11 protein-coding genes and 1 tRNA gene are annotated in these 14,934 nt (G+C 59.1%); 9 read left to right on the top strand and 3 right to left on the bottom strand.

All coding sequences use genetic code 11. From position 1 onward, the window contains the following. Window positions 1-67 precede the first annotated feature (67 nt). Window positions 68-1,093, top strand: coding sequence for a UDP-glucose 4-epimerase GalE (gene galE, locus MKD49_RS10105; protein ID WP_209580722.1), 1,026 nt, complete (start codon window positions 68-70; stop codon window positions 1,091-1,093). A 120-nt stretch (window positions 1,094-1,213) separates the two neighbouring features. On the opposite strand, the gene MKD49_RS10100 is transcribed toward galE, so the two are convergent. After that, on the bottom strand, window positions 1,214-1,771 hold the full coding sequence (locus MKD49_RS10100) for an FxDxF family PEP-CTERM protein (protein ID WP_121039665.1): 558 nt from the start codon (window positions 1,769-1,771) through the stop codon (window positions 1,214-1,216). Between the two features lie 1,188 nt (window positions 1,772-2,959). On the opposite strand from MKD49_RS10100, the gene MKD49_RS10095 reads away from it, so the two are divergent. Continuing rightward, on the top strand, window positions 2,960-4,042 hold the full coding sequence (locus MKD49_RS10095) for an acyltransferase (RefSeq protein ID WP_252696191.1): 1,083 nt from the start codon (window positions 2,960-2,962) through the stop codon (window positions 4,040-4,042). Window positions 4,043-4,071: 29 nt separating this feature from the next. Here the strand turns inward: MKD49_RS10095 and MKD49_RS10090 are convergent, their stop codons facing one another. Continuing rightward, complete coding sequence (locus MKD49_RS10090; RefSeq protein WP_252696190.1) at window positions 4,072-5,229, bottom strand: glycerate kinase; 1,158 nt, start codon at window positions 5,227-5,229, stop codon at window positions 4,072-4,074. A gap of 291 nt (window positions 5,230-5,520) precedes the next feature. Here MKD49_RS10090 and MKD49_RS10085 point away from each other — a divergent pair, with 291 nt between their 5' ends. From MKD49_RS10085 to MKD49_RS10065, 5 genes are all read left to right on the top strand, one after another. Further along, complete coding sequence (locus tag MKD49_RS10085) at window positions 5,521-5,775, top strand: hypothetical protein (protein ID WP_227022623.1); 255 nt, start codon at window positions 5,521-5,523, stop codon at window positions 5,773-5,775. Window positions 5,776-6,061: 286 nt separating this feature from the next. After that, window positions 6,062-6,817, top strand: coding sequence for a hypothetical protein (locus tag MKD49_RS10080; protein WP_240733885.1), 756 nt, complete (start codon window positions 6,062-6,064; stop codon window positions 6,815-6,817). Between the two features lie 139 nt (window positions 6,818-6,956). Beyond that, window positions 6,957-7,033, top strand: a tRNA-Pro gene (locus MKD49_RS10075). A 426-nt stretch (window positions 7,034-7,459) separates the two neighbouring features. Further along, window positions 7,460-9,574 carry an acyltransferase family protein gene (locus MKD49_RS10070; protein ID WP_252696189.1) on the top strand — a complete coding sequence of 705 codons (2,115 nt, stop codon included), beginning with the start codon at window positions 7,460-7,462 and terminating at the stop codon, window positions 9,572-9,574. A gap of 301 nt (window positions 9,575-9,875) precedes the next feature. Beyond that, window positions 9,876-10,958: an acyltransferase gene (locus tag MKD49_RS10065; RefSeq protein WP_252696188.1), complete on the top strand. Its 1,083-nt coding sequence runs from the start codon at window positions 9,876-9,878 to the stop codon at window positions 10,956-10,958. 95 nt (window positions 10,959-11,053) lie between these two features. Here MKD49_RS10065 and MKD49_RS10060 read toward each other — a convergent pair whose 3' ends face one another. Then, on the bottom strand, window positions 11,054-12,067 hold the full coding sequence (locus MKD49_RS10060) for a sialate O-acetylesterase (RefSeq protein WP_252696187.1): 1,014 nt from the start codon (window positions 12,065-12,067) through the stop codon (window positions 11,054-11,056). A 560-nt stretch (window positions 12,068-12,627) separates the two neighbouring features. Here MKD49_RS10060 and MKD49_RS10055 point away from each other — a divergent pair. Then, window positions 12,628-13,644, top strand: a complete 1,017-nt coding sequence (locus tag MKD49_RS10055) for an NAD-dependent epimerase/dehydratase family protein (protein WP_252696186.1) — start codon at window positions 12,628-12,630, stop codon at window positions 13,642-13,644. Window positions 13,645-13,708: 64 nt separating this feature from the next. Beyond that, a complete protein-coding gene (locus MKD49_RS10050) occupies window positions 13,709-14,926 on the top strand; it encodes a glycosyltransferase (protein WP_209580706.1) in 1,218 nt (405 codons plus the stop codon). Window positions 14,927-14,934 lie beyond the last annotated feature (8 nt).

Genomic DNA, 14,934 nt, shown 5'->3' with positions numbered 1-14,934 from the left:
TGCCGGGTGCGGATGTGCCCGGCCATGGATGCTTCACAGACTTCTTCACTGAACTACAAGGAACAAGATGGCCAAGCAAACGATCCTGGTGACCGGCGGTGCCGGCTACATCGGCTCTCATACCTGCGTGGAGCTGCTGCATGCGGGCTACGACGTGGTGGTGCTGGACAACCTCTGCAACAGCCGCCGCAGCGTCATCGATCGGGTGGCGCAGATCTCGGGCAGGGCGCCGGTATTCATCGAAGGCGATATCCGCGATGCGGCCCTGCTGGACCAGGTCTTCAGCACGCATGCCATCGATGCGGTGATTCACTTCGCCGGTCTCAAGGCAGTCGGCGAATCGGTGCAGCAGCCGGTACGCTATTACGACAACAACGTCAACGGCAGCAACCTGCTGTTTGCCGCGATGGCACGGCACGGCGTCAAGAAGCTGGTGTTCAGTTCGTCGGCCACGGTCTATGGTGATCCTGCCTCGGTGCCGATCACGGAAGATTTTCCCCTGTCGGCCACCAACCCCTATGGCCGCAGCAAGCTGATGGTGGAGCAGATTCTGGGCGATATTCATGTCTCGGACCCCGATTGGCACATTGCCTTGCTGCGTTATTTCAATCCGGTCGGCGCGCATGAGAGCGGGCTGATCGGCGAGGATCCGAGCGGCATTCCCAACAACCTGCTGCCTTTCATCGCGCAGGTGGCCGATGGCCGCCGCGCCAGCCTGGCTGTCTATGGCAGCGACTATCCCACGGTGGACGGCACCGGCGTGCGCGACTACATCCACGTCGTGGACCTGGCGCTGGGCCATCTCAAGACGCTGGTCAAGCTGGGCGAGGGCGCGGGCGTGCGCATCTACAATCTCGGTACCGGACGCGGCAACAGCGTGCTGGAAATGCTGGCGGCCTTCGAGAAGGCCTGTGGCAAGAAACTGCCCCATCAACTGACCGCACGCCGTCCCGGCGACATCGCCATGTGCTATGCGGCCACCGATCGCGCCGAGCGTGAGCTCGGGTGGCGTGCCGTGCGTGACGTGGATGCCATGTGTGCCGATACCTGGCGCTGGCAGTCATTGGCCAAGAAGCTGGCTACGGAAGAGTAGGAAGCGGGGAGGCAGCGTCCTTCCCGGCGCTGTCTTTAAGCAGCGTCGCTCCAAACAAAAAAACGCCCGATATGAATCGGGCGTTTTCTTTTGGCAGTTCTGGCAGGCCAGTCTTGCAGGTCAGGCAGCGGTCATCTGCGAGGCTGCGAAGGACTTGCTGTCTTCGTTGCGACGGCGACGCAGGGCCACGAAGCCCACCAGTGCCAGGCCACCCAGCATCATGGCGGTGGTCGAGGCTTCCGGCACGGCTGCAACGTTCAGGCCGCCGGCGTAGAAGCCACCGCTGATGCCGGACACGCTACCAGCGATGTTGAGCTTGTACGAACCACCGGTCAGCAGCGTGACGGGAATCGAGTAGTTGGTGCCGGTCGACGAGCTGCTCGAATTGAGCACGGCGTTGAACACGGTATTGGTCGTGGTGTTGGTCAGGGTGACGCTGTTGATGGCCAGACCCAGCAGTTGACCCAGGGTGATGGTGGTCAGCGAGCCCGATGCGCTGCTGTTGCCAGGCAGCGAGAAGGTGTAGTTGTCGCTGAAGGTCGAGCCAGCACCGGTCGTGATGACGTTGCTGAACGTGGCTACGCCATTGGACGAGAAAGTCAGGGGGGCAGCTTGCGCGGCGGTACCGGCAAAGCTCAGGGCCATTGCGATGGCCGAGGCAGCGAGAAGTTTTTTCATGGGATCAATCCTTAGGGATGCGGCAATTAATGAAGAGGATTGCGCGTGGCGCTTTCCATTCAAACAAATCAACTCACTTGATGCTGGATTGCCCGTGACTCTTGTGTCGCAGTCAATCTTCTAATTGTCAGATATGCAATTTCTGCTGACAACCTCTGACACTTGTAACAAAACATGCGTTGATGTCGGAACTATAACATTTGCTTTCTCGCGCAAGCAATAAAAAAACGACAAAAAACACAAACTTCCCGTTTTTTTTAATCGGCCGGAAAGCCGCGCCAGTAAAGGATTTCCACTGTTTCCGCAGCGCACTACTGATGAGTAGTGCACTGCGGAAATGAACTGATCCGTACGGCAATAAAATTATCTTTTGAATAACAAAAAATGGCCAATTTTATTGTTTAAAAATCAATGATTTAGCGCTGTTTGTTCGTGAATTTTCACGGGGCGGGGAAATGATGCTTACATTTTCCTGACGGAATTTAATTACTTATTTGCAATCTTTTTCGTTCAGATCTGGCATGGGTCAGAGCTCATTGCAAAACTGTCGTAAAAAATCACATGCGGAGCTCGTTACTGAGTTCAGGAAGCTGCGTTGCTTATTTGCGGATCAGGTTGAAGGGGAAGTTGGGAAGAGATATTGATGCCGGGCAGCTATCGGCATTCAACCGCCACCGCTCGGAACGGCGGTTTTGTGTTGTTGTAAAATAATTATGCTGTATTGCATAAAATGAAATCGACAAATGCTGCTCTGCGCAATATAGTAGACAGACGAAGAAGGTGTTTTGCGCGTTGTTGATGGTTAATAATTGCCGCTTATCTACATTTTCGAAAAATAAAGGAATGCATTACACCGCAGCAAAGTCTGCCTGATCGCCGTTGTTGACTGGTAGCGCACGCTGGCCCGACACCCCTGGGGAGGAGTGGCGGACATTCAAAGTGCGAGCCACTACCTCTGGAAACCCCTGAAACGCATCGTCGCAAGGATCTGCCCGCCAGGTCCGTGCAGAGCTCGCTCGTCCCTCGCCGCTGAATCGGGGGCGGGGCTGGCGAGCGGTGGGGGTGTTCCGGCAACCGCATCCGGGCGGCCGCTTGCTGCGGGAAGGCATCAGGGGGCGTTCACGCAGCCGGTTCAGATCATGCAACCGGGGCTGAACGTTGAAGGCTTGACTTCAATCGGGGAAAAACATGCTGACATCATCGGGCAATCATCTGTTGACGGTGCAATTCCTGCGCTGTGTGGCCGCCGCACTGGTGGTGGCCCAGCACGCGGCGCTGGAACTGCGGGCGCGCAGCGGGCAGGGCGACTTGCTGTCCTACTGGCACGAGTTTGGCGGAGTAGGGGTAGACATCTTTTTCGTCATCAGCGGGCTGGTCATGTACCTGTCGACCCGCCGCAGGCCAGCGCCAGCGGATGCGGTTGCTACGGCCAGCATGTTCTTTCGCCGGCGGCTGATCCGTATTGTGCCGATGTACTGGTTCTATACCTTGTCCAAGGCGGCCATCGTGCTGACCATCGGGTCCAGGGCCTTTGCGGAGGGATTGCCGTTCCTGTATCTGCTCGGCTCCTTGCTGTTTTACCCGATGGTCTCACCGGCCAGTGGCGAGCTCCTGCCACTGGTGGAGTCCGGCTGGACCCTCAGTTTCGAGATGCTGTTTTACGCCGTGCTGGCTGGCGTGATCGCATTGCGGCTGCCACGCCTGAAGACGGCGACCGTGATCCTCGGCTTGCTCTTCATCGTGGCCCACGCCTGGGGTGCCGGCGTCCTGGCGCAGTTCTTCGGACGCTCGGTCCTCTTCGAATTCCTGCTGGGCATGGCGGTGGCACGGTTGTGGATGCAGTTCAGGCAGCCGCCAGTGTGGGTGCCGGTCGTGCTGATTGCGGTGGCAGTATTTGCGCTGTTTGTCCATCGGCTGCAGGTAGACCGCTTCATCGCTCTGGGTGTGCCGTCCGCCATGCTGGTACTGGGCCTGGCCTGGATGGAGCGTTTTGAATGGGTGCGCCGGCAGGCCGGCCGCCTGGCCTTGCTGGGCGATGCCTCCTATTCCACCTATCTCGCCCACGGCTTCATCATGCCCTCCGTCGTGATCGTCGGCCTGAAATGGATGCCGCATGCCTACGGCCTGATCTGCCTGGCCGCCGTGCTCACGGCCACGGCCGTAGGTTGCCTGTCTTACCTGCTGCTGGAAAAGCCCCTGACACGCCGCCTGATGGCCCGCTTCGGCGGAGCGCGGACGGTTGCCTCCGGCGAGAATGCGGCCCCGGTCTGAGTGTGGGCCGCTGATGCGTCAGCCCCTGCTCAACGCGGGGCTGCAGCCTGCCACAAGCGTGCCAGCTGTTCGCCGCTTTCCTTGAGCAAGCCCGGTGCCTGGGCGATGGCGTCCTGCAGGCTCATCGGTCCGAAGGTGATGGAGAAGCAACCGGAGAAGCTGGTCTGCAGCTTCTCCAGCGACTTGCGATCGATCCCGCCCGAGAGCAGGGTGGTCGGCACCCCGGCGCGGCGCGCGCGCTGGCTGGCGATGAAGGGGGCCTTGCCGTGCAGGGTTTGTGCATCGCTGCGGCCTTCGCCGGTAATGAGCCAGTCTGCGCCCGCCAGCGCCTCATCCAGTCCGATATGGTCGGCCACGGTCTCGGCCCCCGAGCGGAATTGCGCGCCCAGCATCAGCAGTGCGTAACCGAGTCCGCCGGCCGCACCTGCGCCGGGCTGGTCGGCGGCATGGCGGCCGAGCGCCTGTTCCAGCACGCCGGCGAAGTGTGCCAGTGCGCCGTCCAGCAAGGCCACCTGCGCGGGCTGCACGCCTTTTTGCGGACCAAACACGGCGGTCGCTCCTTCTTCGCCGCACAAGGGATTGTCGACGTCCGACATCGCCACGAAATGGGCCTCCTTGACCCGTGCATCCAGCCCCGAAGCATCCACCTGCGTCACGCGCTGCAGTTGTGCCGGCACCGGCGGCACGATCGCGCCGGAGGCGTCAAGAAACTTCACGCCCAGCGCTGCCAGCAGCCCGGCGCCACCATCGTTGGTGCTGCTGCCGCCAAGCGCCACCAGGAAATGACGGGCACCACGGTCCAGCAGTTGGCCGATGGCATCGCCGACGCCCAGCGTGGTGCGCTGGTTGACCGCGACGGCCATGCCGGCGGCATCAGTGATGCCGACGATGGCGGCTGATTCCACGACGGCGCTGCCGTCCTTGAGGATGCCCACCGGAGCCGAGGCTGGCTGGCCGGCGGCATTGCGGCAGTCGACGGTCAGACGCTCGCCGCCGGCGTGCATGAGGGCGTCGAGCGTGCCTTCGCCGCCATCGGCAATCGGGCACAGCCGGAGCTGAGCTTCGGGAAGTGCTGCCTGGATCCCGGCACCGATGGCCGCAGCCACTTCCTCGGCGGAGAGTGAACCTTTGAAGGAGTCGGGAGCGATGACGACGATGGGGGCACGACGGGAGGCAGGGGTGGTCATGATGATCGGCTTGTCCTGATGCAGGCGCGCTGCAGGGCAGGGCGCGCCGGAGGGTCTCGTTTTGATTGTGGTGCCGGAGGGTGGCCCGGCTCGGCTTGGTGCCGCGACATTATATAAGCAGCGCTGCGCTTCATTATGGCCACACTGGTATAGGCAGTAATAACGCTTGGTGAAGATTGCTGCATTCTCGCGTCGACATGAATGAAGCGAGTAACAAATGGTAAGGAGATTGGCGGGCACGGCGACGCCGGGCCATAGTGTCATGTTGGTGCCGTTGCGCCGCTGGAGTTCATGATGAAGCCCTTACCGCGTTCTGCCTTGCTGATGGCCGTGCTGCCCGCCGCATTGCTGCTGGGCGGCTGTGTGGCCGTCCCTGCCAGTCCCTACAATGGAGCGGCGGTCTACCCGGCGCAGCCGGTGTATTCACCGTATTACGCCTATCCTGCTTATCCGGCGTATCCCGCCTATCCGGCTTATAGCTATCCGTCGTCGTCCTTCTATTTCGGATACAGCAGCGGATGGGGTGGCCGCGGGCGCTGGCGCTGAGAGTTATGCAGAGAAACTGGGCGATATCAGGCCGGTGAGCAGTTCAAAACCGGCTAAAATGTCGCCTTTGTTGAAGGGTTAGCATGGCAGGGCTGGAGCGGACGGGCGCATGAGTAGTGGCCTGATCCGGGGCGCGCGGGCATGGACCGCAGTCGCTTATTCGCCGCTGTCTTCACACCGTATGAGTTTTATCGTTTCGTCGACCCGAACAGACATCCTTGCCCGCTCCCGGCGCAGAACTGCGCTGGGTATTGCTTCGTCCATACTAGTGCATGCGGTGTTGTTCATGTTCGTGCGCGCAAAACTGAACGAAACGCCTCCGAGGCTGGAGTCTCCCGGCCGTCCCGATGCGCCCTTGCAGGTCAGCTTCATCCGTCCTGCGGCACCCGTGGTGCAACCGGAACCGCCCAAGCCCGCCCCGGAGCCCAAGAAGCCGGAGCCGGTCCAGAAGAAGCCGGTCGCCAAGCCGGCGCCTCGCCGTAGCGCCCCGGTGGCGCGTCCTTCGGTTCCCCAGCGGACCCCGTTGCCGGTGACCGAGGCACCCAGCCGCAATGCGGCTGCCGCTGCGCCGGCGGCTCCTGCGGAAGATTTCATGGCGTCGTTGAAGCGCAATCAACAGAAGCGAGAAGATGCCGAGCAGGCTGCGGCCCAGGAAAATGCTGCGGCACGTGCCGCGGAAAATCCCTCTGCCAACGACATTGCCCGCGCCAATATCGCCTTTCAGGAACGGCGTGGCCGTGGCACCAATGGCGTATTTCAGATCATCAGCATGGGTCCGCGCGTGGCGCAGTACAGTTTCCGTGGCTGGACCACCGACCAGCGCCGCAGCCAGAACCAGCTGATCGAAGTCGACGCAGGGTTTGGGGGCAATGTGCAGCTGGCCGTGGTCAACAGCATGATTGCGCTGATCCGCCGCTACTACCAGGGCGACTTCAATTTCGATTCACAGAAGCTGGGCCGCGTGGTGACCTTGTCGGCGCGGCAGGAAGATACCAAGGGGCTGCAGAATTTCCTGCTCAATGAGTTCTTTTCCGGGCGGTGACGGAGCGTGATGTCGCTGCGGCGATGGCGATTGAATTGTCAGGGAAGGGCGGGCCGGGGTGTTTCGCGAAATGATGAAAAATGTTTTGCAGAAACAGTTGATTTAATAACATAAGCGCTCTATAATCTTTGTCTTCAGTCGGGGCGTAGCGCAGCCTGGTAGCGTACTTGCATGGGGTGCAAGGGGTCGTGTGTTCGAATCACACCGTCCCGACCAATAGAATCAAGCAGTTGCGGCGAAAGCTGCATGAACAACGGCAGTGATATTAGTTTTCTAATATCACTGCCGTTTTGCTTTGTGCCGAAGAATTGATCACTCAAATCAGGGGTAGTAGCTGCCGGACTTCTACGTTTTCCTTGCGGCCGCGTCGACATGCTGGTTGCCACAGCCGGGATCGTTACAGATCGGATGCTGACGTGGTCCAGATAATTTCTGCTATTGCAGGGCGGATGCCGATTGCAACGCTGCTCTTGGCGATTGGTCGCGGGGAGTGTTAGTGGCGATATTGCATCGCAAAAAATCCCGCGAAAGCGGCGAAGTGTGACTAAAATACCAACAATAAATTTGCGTAAACCTCTGCGTTGCTCTCTCGCTGATTGAGTCGCCAACGCATTCGGGTTCGCGACACACAGGGGTGGGGAAATGATGAAAAGATTAATGGGGGCTTGGCGCTTTCGTGTGTCCACGGCTGATGGGATGGCTGGTGCTAAAAATCCAAAAGTCAGCGCGTATGCGGATATGCATGGCGGAGGTCACCAAGCGTACAGGGCGGACATTGATGGACTTCGCACCGTCGCGGTTCTTTCGGTATTGGTTTTTCATGCATTTCCGTCGCTGCTGCCTGGCGGCTTTGTTGGTGTCGATATCTTCTTCGTGATTTCAGGTTTTCTGATTTCGGGCATCATCTTCCGCGAAGTGCAGGCCGGTACTTTTACGTTTGCTGACTTCTACTCCCGCCGAGTACGCCGTATCTTCCCTGCGCTCATGCTGGTCCTGGTTTGCTCGGCAGCGGCCGGTTGGTTTGTCTTATTGGCTGAAGAGTACGCGACGCTGGGCAAGCATGTCGTTGCGGGCGTCGTCTTCGTTTCCAACATCCTTCTCTGGCGCGAAAGTGGCTATTTTGATGTCACCTCCGAGCTCAAGCCTCTGCTGCATCTCTGGTCGCTTGGCGTAGAGGAGCAGTTCTATCTGTTTTGGCCCGTAATTGTCCTCTGTGCCGCGCGCTGGAAAATGCGGGTGATTCGGATGGCGATCGGCTTGGCTGTCCTGTCGTTTGTTTGCAATATCGTTTTGATGCAGTTGAAGCCCGTTGCCACTTTTTTCCTGTTGCCCACTCGGTTTTGGGAATTGATGGCTGGAGGGATTCTCGCCTGGTATCTGCCTTCTGCAAGGGTGCGCGATTTCCTGAGTAATTCGCTCATGCGCTTTAACGGAAAGTCCATTTCGAATGCGGATATTGCTGCATTGTTGGGACTGTCGCTATTGCTGGTGGCGATTTTCGGACTCGATGCTGACGTGGAGTTCCCCGGCTGGTATGCGCTTTTGCCCGTTGTTGGTGCGGTCTGCTTGATTCTTGCCGGGCCATCTGCTCTGATTAATCGATGCATCTTGGCGGCTCCCTTGATGGTCGCAATAGGCTTGATCAGTTACCCCCTTTATCTCTGGCATTGGCCAATCATGGCTTTTCTGCGGAATGCGGATAGGGATTTGACGCCCACTAGCGGTATCGTGGCGATCGCTTTATCGTTCTTGATGGCGATACTGACTTTTGTTCTTTTGGAGAAGCCCCTTCGCCAGTTGCGGGGTACTGCCCGCCGCAATGCGACTCTTGTGTTGCTGATCGTGTCGCTGTTGGTGATTGGAGGCGGCACACTTCTAGTAGTCAAGAAAGGTTTTCCTGGGCATATTGACGGTGCGGTAGTTCAACGTTCGGCCGTTTTCGATCTGAAGTCATCCCCGCAAGCTGCCTGCCAGCAAAGATACAGGTTCGATGGCGATCTCTGCCGCAGTCGCCACATCGATACGAATCCTGATGCTGTGATAATTGGCGACAGCCATGCCGATCACACCTATCTCGCTTTGTCTGAAGCTATGGATCAGTCTGGCAAGACGCTGCTTTTACTGGGAAACAACGGTTGCCCTCCATTGCCAGGAGTGCGGTTCCAGAAGCTGGAGTGCCAGAAATACACGGACGCTGCGTTCGAAATAGCTGCCAGGTCGCCCGCCAAGACCGTTGTCTTGGCGGGCCGCGGGCCTATTTACATGCTTGGAAAAGCCTTCGGTGAGGTTGAGAAGGCCAAGGATAAGCAATACGGTGCCATTTTAGTTTCCAATCCCCGCCTGTCGCATCAGGAGGCTTACATGGCTAGCCTGGAATCGGCATTTCAGTTGCTAACCCACGCATCAAAGCACATCGTCTTTGTACTCGATAATCCTGAATTGGGCTTCCACACGCGCGATTGCATCGATACACGGCCAATGCACTTCTTCAACGCATCAGGCGTTAAATCCAGCGATTGTTCAATCCCTCGCACAATTTTTGATCAACGCAACGAACTTTACAGGCAGCGCGTGATGGAGCTTGCCAAGCGGTATCCCAATGTCCAATTGGTTGATGCGGCTGAGCCATTTTGTGACGAATCTGCTTGCCGCGGTATTTTGAACGGCACGCTGATGTATCGCGATGAGACACACCTGACACCTGCGGGTTCGGAGTTGGTCTCGGAAAAAATCATGGCGATTCTGAAGTCTTCATAGCAACTCCCAACGGCTCCTCTAGGTGTGGTCACTCTTTTTCGAAGTGACTGGCTATGTGTGTTGCCGCGATGGGAAATTCATTTTCAGAACGCGGACAATTGCCTTTTGATAAATATCGATAATTACTGAAGATGTGCGTACTACGCGCTTCTTTGGATATAGGTCCACGTCATCTTCCACCCGAGGGCGCTCGTCAGCGCCTCGGTTCCCTTCCAATTTTCATAAGTTTCACTGCAACTATAAGAGCTCATCGTCTGTCCTCAATTTGTTGAAAAGTTAATCCTCAACTTAAGGGCAGCGTATGAACAAAAAGGACCATTTCCTGACGCTGGACGGTTTCAGGGGGATAGCTGCCATTCTGGTTGTCTTGCGACACACAACCCCTTTCTTCGGAAATAACCCGTTTTTTTCCAGCTATCTGGCTGTAGATCTTTTCTTTTTGTTGAGCGGCGTTGTCCTGTGTCGCTCTTATGAATCCAGACTCCTGAACGGGATGCGGCTTGGGGCGTTCTTGAGGATTCGTTTGCTGCGGCTGTATCCGCTTTACTTCCTCGGAATTTGCATAGGGCTGATCGCCGCTTCCGATTGGGCCGCTTCGCACAAGGCGTTTGTTTCAGCCACCGCCATATGCAGCTTCTTGCTCCTTCCTTCCTTATTCAACAAGGTACTTTTTCCGCTCAACGAGCCGGCTTGGTCCCTCTCCGCCGAGCTGATCGTCAATTTGCTCTACGCTTGGAAAATTCGTTGCCTCAGCAATCGTGTCCTGCTCTCCATCATGGCTGTTTGCATGCTCTGTCTGGCGGCGTTTGCCGTCATCTCGCCCGCTCACGGCTTTGACGCCGGGTTCATGAGAAACACTTATTACGTGAGCTTCCTGCGCGTCGGATTCTCTTTTGCAGCCGGTGTGGTCTTGTATCGCTGGTATGCAACCCGAGCAAGCGGCATCATGTTCAGCAACCGCAATGCCTTCCTGAGTCTCGTAGGAGTGGCGCTGTTGCTATGTACGACGTTCCCCCGCGGCATGCTGCCGGTCTATGATGCTTTGGCCGTGGCCATCGGCTTTCCGGCACTGGTCTATGTAGGGATGCGTTTCCAGCCCACAGGCTTGCTGGCTTTGCTGTGCGAGTGCTTGGGGGTGGTTTCTTATCCGGTCTACATCATCCATAGTCCCTTGGCTGAGAACATCAGGCATCTTTTCCCTTCGGTGACAGGACGAGGTGTGGAGTCCTATGCGCCGCTGGGTGGCGTGATCATCCTCGTCTTCCTGATACTGCTCGCCTGGTTGCTTCACCACTTCTACGATGAACCCGTGCGCAATGCACTCGGCAGGTGGCTGACGAAAATCTCGTCCAAAAAGACCAAGATCAACGCCTCACAGGCGTAGCAGCCGGTTCTGACTCAGAAAAAAGGCGCTGGGAATCACGAGATTCTCAGCGCCTTTTTCTGCTTTCTTCGAAAATCCAATCTATCGCTGGCGCTTCAGCTTCGCGCCGCACTTCCCACCGCCTTCTGCGGATGACGAATCAGCTCAACCCATTCTGATGCCACCTTCTCCGCCCCGCGGCCCGACAGGTGGCAGCCATCCGACCTGTCTTCCGGCCCGATGAGGTCCGTATTGGGGCCCAGGTAGACATTCTTGAGCCGTGTCACCGCGCGCTGGCTGTCCAGGATCTCGCGCGAGGAGGGTAGCGGGCAGAATGCCGATGCCTGCGCCACGAAGAAGCGGGCATTCGGGAAGTAGCGCTGGGTCAGCTGGATGATCTCGGTCAGTCCTGCCGCGTAGTCCCGATAGGCATTGTTGTTGTCAATCTCGCCCTGATGCCAGAAGAAGTGGGTCACGTTCAGCCCCTGTTTCTGCGCGTCCTGCAGCCGCGCTTCCAGCATGCCGTTGAGGTTGCCGCCTTTGCGCCACTGTGCCACCGAACTGCCGCCGACCCCCGCTGAGATCAGGACGACCTGGTCGGCCATCTCCTGGCTGATGAGCTTGTTGGCCAGTGTGGTCCACAGGCTGCCGCCTCTGCCGGTTGCGCCCAGCAGCGGATCGGCGGCCTTGTAATAGCGGCCTTCGAAATAGTTGAAAACCTTGCCGGTGGCAGCCTGCTGGCGCTCGCCGATGCTGTTGGCCGAATTGCTTTGGCCAAAGGCGAACGCGACCATGCTCCTGTCAGTGAGAACAGGCGCAGGGACGGGCACTTTAGAGGAGTCTCTGACCAATTGGTCCAGCGCATTGCTCTGGGTGTGGGTATACCCGAAGGACAAGGTCTGCGGCGGCACGAAATGGCGCTTGATCTTCACCGCGAGGTTGAACAACTGGTTCTGGCTCAGGGCCGATTGGATGCCCAGGACCAGCATCGTCAGGCATGCCAGCCCAAGCAAGGTGGCCAAACCTGCGTATTTGAGCGCTCTCGCGCCCGCTTGTGTTTTCTCCATCTGCCCCCCCCGGGTCGTCGGATACGGCGGCCGACCCCTCGCGGGACCTGCCAGGTCCTTCATCAAGCGCCTTCTGTTCGCATTGCCACTGCACCGAGCAGAAGATGTCGAAACTCTAACATTCGCTTTGTGCGTCTGCAATAAAAACTCTCGAAGTCAGGGCTTTTGTCAATCGCATTGTCAAGCGGAAAGTCTTTATGGGTATGGACTTATGGAAATATTGATGCGAGGAATTTAAATGATGCATTGCAATATAAAATTCTGCATCCTGCGGAGCTTGAGTGCTGAAGGCAGGCCGCATGCGGTAGATCAGTTTGCCTCGTGTCCAATATTGCTCACAGATTGTCAGCCGTGTAATATTGGCAACTCAAAATGATGCGGCGCAAAAAACCTTGTCCGTTGGTGCGTCTCATACGGAGGGCTGCAGGCCGGTAGCGGCCCATGGCCGCATCATGGCTGTCGGAAAGAATCAAGAACAAGCGTCATGGCCTCGACCGCGTGCCTCGGCGTCATCGGGCCTGGCGGCACCTGCAGCAACAGGCTGGCCTGCATACGCTGACTATGCAGGCAACTACAACGCAATAACCCCTCATTCATTTTTGAAAAAGTCAACGGGAGCCCATGTGAAAGTGCTAGTGCTCGGAGCAACCGGATTCATCGGACAGCGGCTGGTTACGCGCCTGCGCGACAGTGGCTGGGCCACGCCGGTTTTGGCAGGGCGTCGCGCGCCCGCCGCTCGGACCGATTGTCTGGTGTTCCGCCAGGTCGATACCCTTGACGCCGCCAGCCTGCGCCAGGCGCTGGGCGATATCGACGCAGTCGTCAATTGCGTGGCCGGCCACGGCGATGCCATTGGCCGTGGCGCACAGTTGCTGGTCGAGGCCGCCTTGCAGACCTCTCGCCCGCGCATCGTGCACATGAGTTCCATGGCCGTCTATGGCAATCAGGAAGGGTGTCTGAACGAAGACAGCCAGCTGGACCCCGCAGCCAGCTGGTACGCCCAGGCCAAATGCGAGGCCGAAGAACATATGAAGGTTTATGCAGCGGCGGGGCATCCGTTGGTCATGTTGCGCCCTGGCTGCGTGTACGGGCCCGGCAGCGACATGTGGGTGGAGCAGATGGCCCGTCTGGTGGCCGCCGGCAGGCTGGGTGATCTGGGGGCGAGCGGCGAGGGCTGGTCCAATCTGGTCCACGTCGATGACGTCTGCGCGGCCGTGCTGCTGTCGCTGCAATACGCGTCCCGTTCTCCTGATACAAGCCCGGTGCCGGCGCCCGTCTTCAACCTCACCGGCGATGACAGTCCGCGCTGGAACCGTTATTTCGTCGACCTGGCCCTGGCCCTGGGTGCGGGAGCAGCCCCCCGGATCTCGCCGCTTCGCCTCAAGCTCGATGCCAGGCTCGGTACGCTCTTCATTCGTGTGCTGCAGCGGCTCGCGCGCGCGGCGGGAAAGTCCGGCCGGGGCCTGCCGGTGGCGCTGTCGCCGTCCTTCCTGCGCTTGTGGCAGCAGCAGTTGCGCCTTGATGGCCAGCGTGCGCGCTCCGACCTCGGGTTTGCCCCGCGTCCCTATGCCCAAGGGTTGGCGGAGTCGGCGCAATGGGCGCGGAGTGAAGGAATTGGAACCGCACGGGCGCCCGGATGATCCATGCATGCAACGCTCGTTTGCGTCCCCTGATGCCCCCTCAACCTGCCTGCAACACTGAAAAATGAGAATAGCCTACCTGACCAGCATCTACGCGCGCGCCAGCGACACTTTCATCCGCAACGAAGTTCTGGAACTGCGCCGCCGCGGTCACGAGGTGCATACCTTCTCGATCCGCCGTGAAGCCGGTGACGCCGCCGTGAGTGCCGACGTCAAGAGCGAGCAGGCCAGCACCGACTACATCCTTGAAAACGGTCTGCCGCGTCTGCTCGGTGTAGCGCTGACGACCTTGCTGCAATCGCCGGGCCGCGTGCTGGAGGTGTTGAAGCTGGCCCGCCGCACGCGCGCAGCCGGTCTGCGTCCTGCCTTGCTGCACGTGCTGTACCTGATCGAAGCCTGCTACCTGGCACGGCGACTGCGCGAGCAGAAGATCGAGATCCTGCACAATCACATCGCCGAGAATTCGGCCACGGTGGCGATGTATGCCTCCATGCTCTCGGGGATTCCCTACAGCATGACGGTGCACGGACCGGGCATCTTCTTTCATCCGGTGGCCTGGGCGCTGGGCGAGAAGGTGCAGCGCTCGGCCTTCACGGCCACCATCACGCATTTCTGCAAGAGCCAGTGCATGCTGTTTTCCGAGGTCGAGGCCTGGCCGCGTCTGAACGTGGTGCGCTGTGGCGTCGGCCCCGCGTTTGAGGATGCGCCGGCCTTGCCGATTCCGGAAGTGCCGCGCCTGGTCTTCGTCGGCCGCCTGTGTGCAGAGAAGGGCGTGCCGCTGCTGATTGAAGCGGTCACCCGGCACGTCAACGCCGGCAAGCCCTGCGAACTGGTGCTGGTCGGTGACGGCCCGCTGCGGCCCTTCATCGAGAAAGCCATGGCGGGCGGTCCGCTGGCCAATGTGATCCGTATTCTTGGCTGGAAGAGCAGTGCCGAAGTGCGTGCCGAAATCGAGCGCAGCCGTGCGCTGGTCTTGCCCAGTTTTGCCGAAGGCCTGCCGGTGGTGGTGATGGAGGCGCTGGCCTTGTCGCGCCCGGTCATCAGTACGCGCATCGCCGGTATTCCCGAACTGGTTGAAGATGGCGTCAATGGCTGGGTGGTGGCACCCGGCTCGGTCGATGCGCTGGTCACGGCCATCGACGAGGTGACCTCGGCATCGGTGGAGCAGCTGCAAGCGATGGGCCAGCACGGCGCCCGGGCAGTCCGGCAGAAGCATCATCTGGGTACCGAAGTGGGCAAGCTGGAACAGCTGTTTGCCGCGCACGGCCGCCCGCAGGCCTGAAGGGAGAG

This window comes from Herbaspirillum sp. WGmk3, assembly GCF_023952535.1.
Lineage (GTDB): Bacteria > Pseudomonadota > Gammaproteobacteria > Burkholderiales > Burkholderiaceae_D > Herbaspirillum > Herbaspirillum huttiense.
Note: the sequence above shows the minus strand (reverse complement) of the source record. Positions and strands in the feature narration are given on the sequence as shown.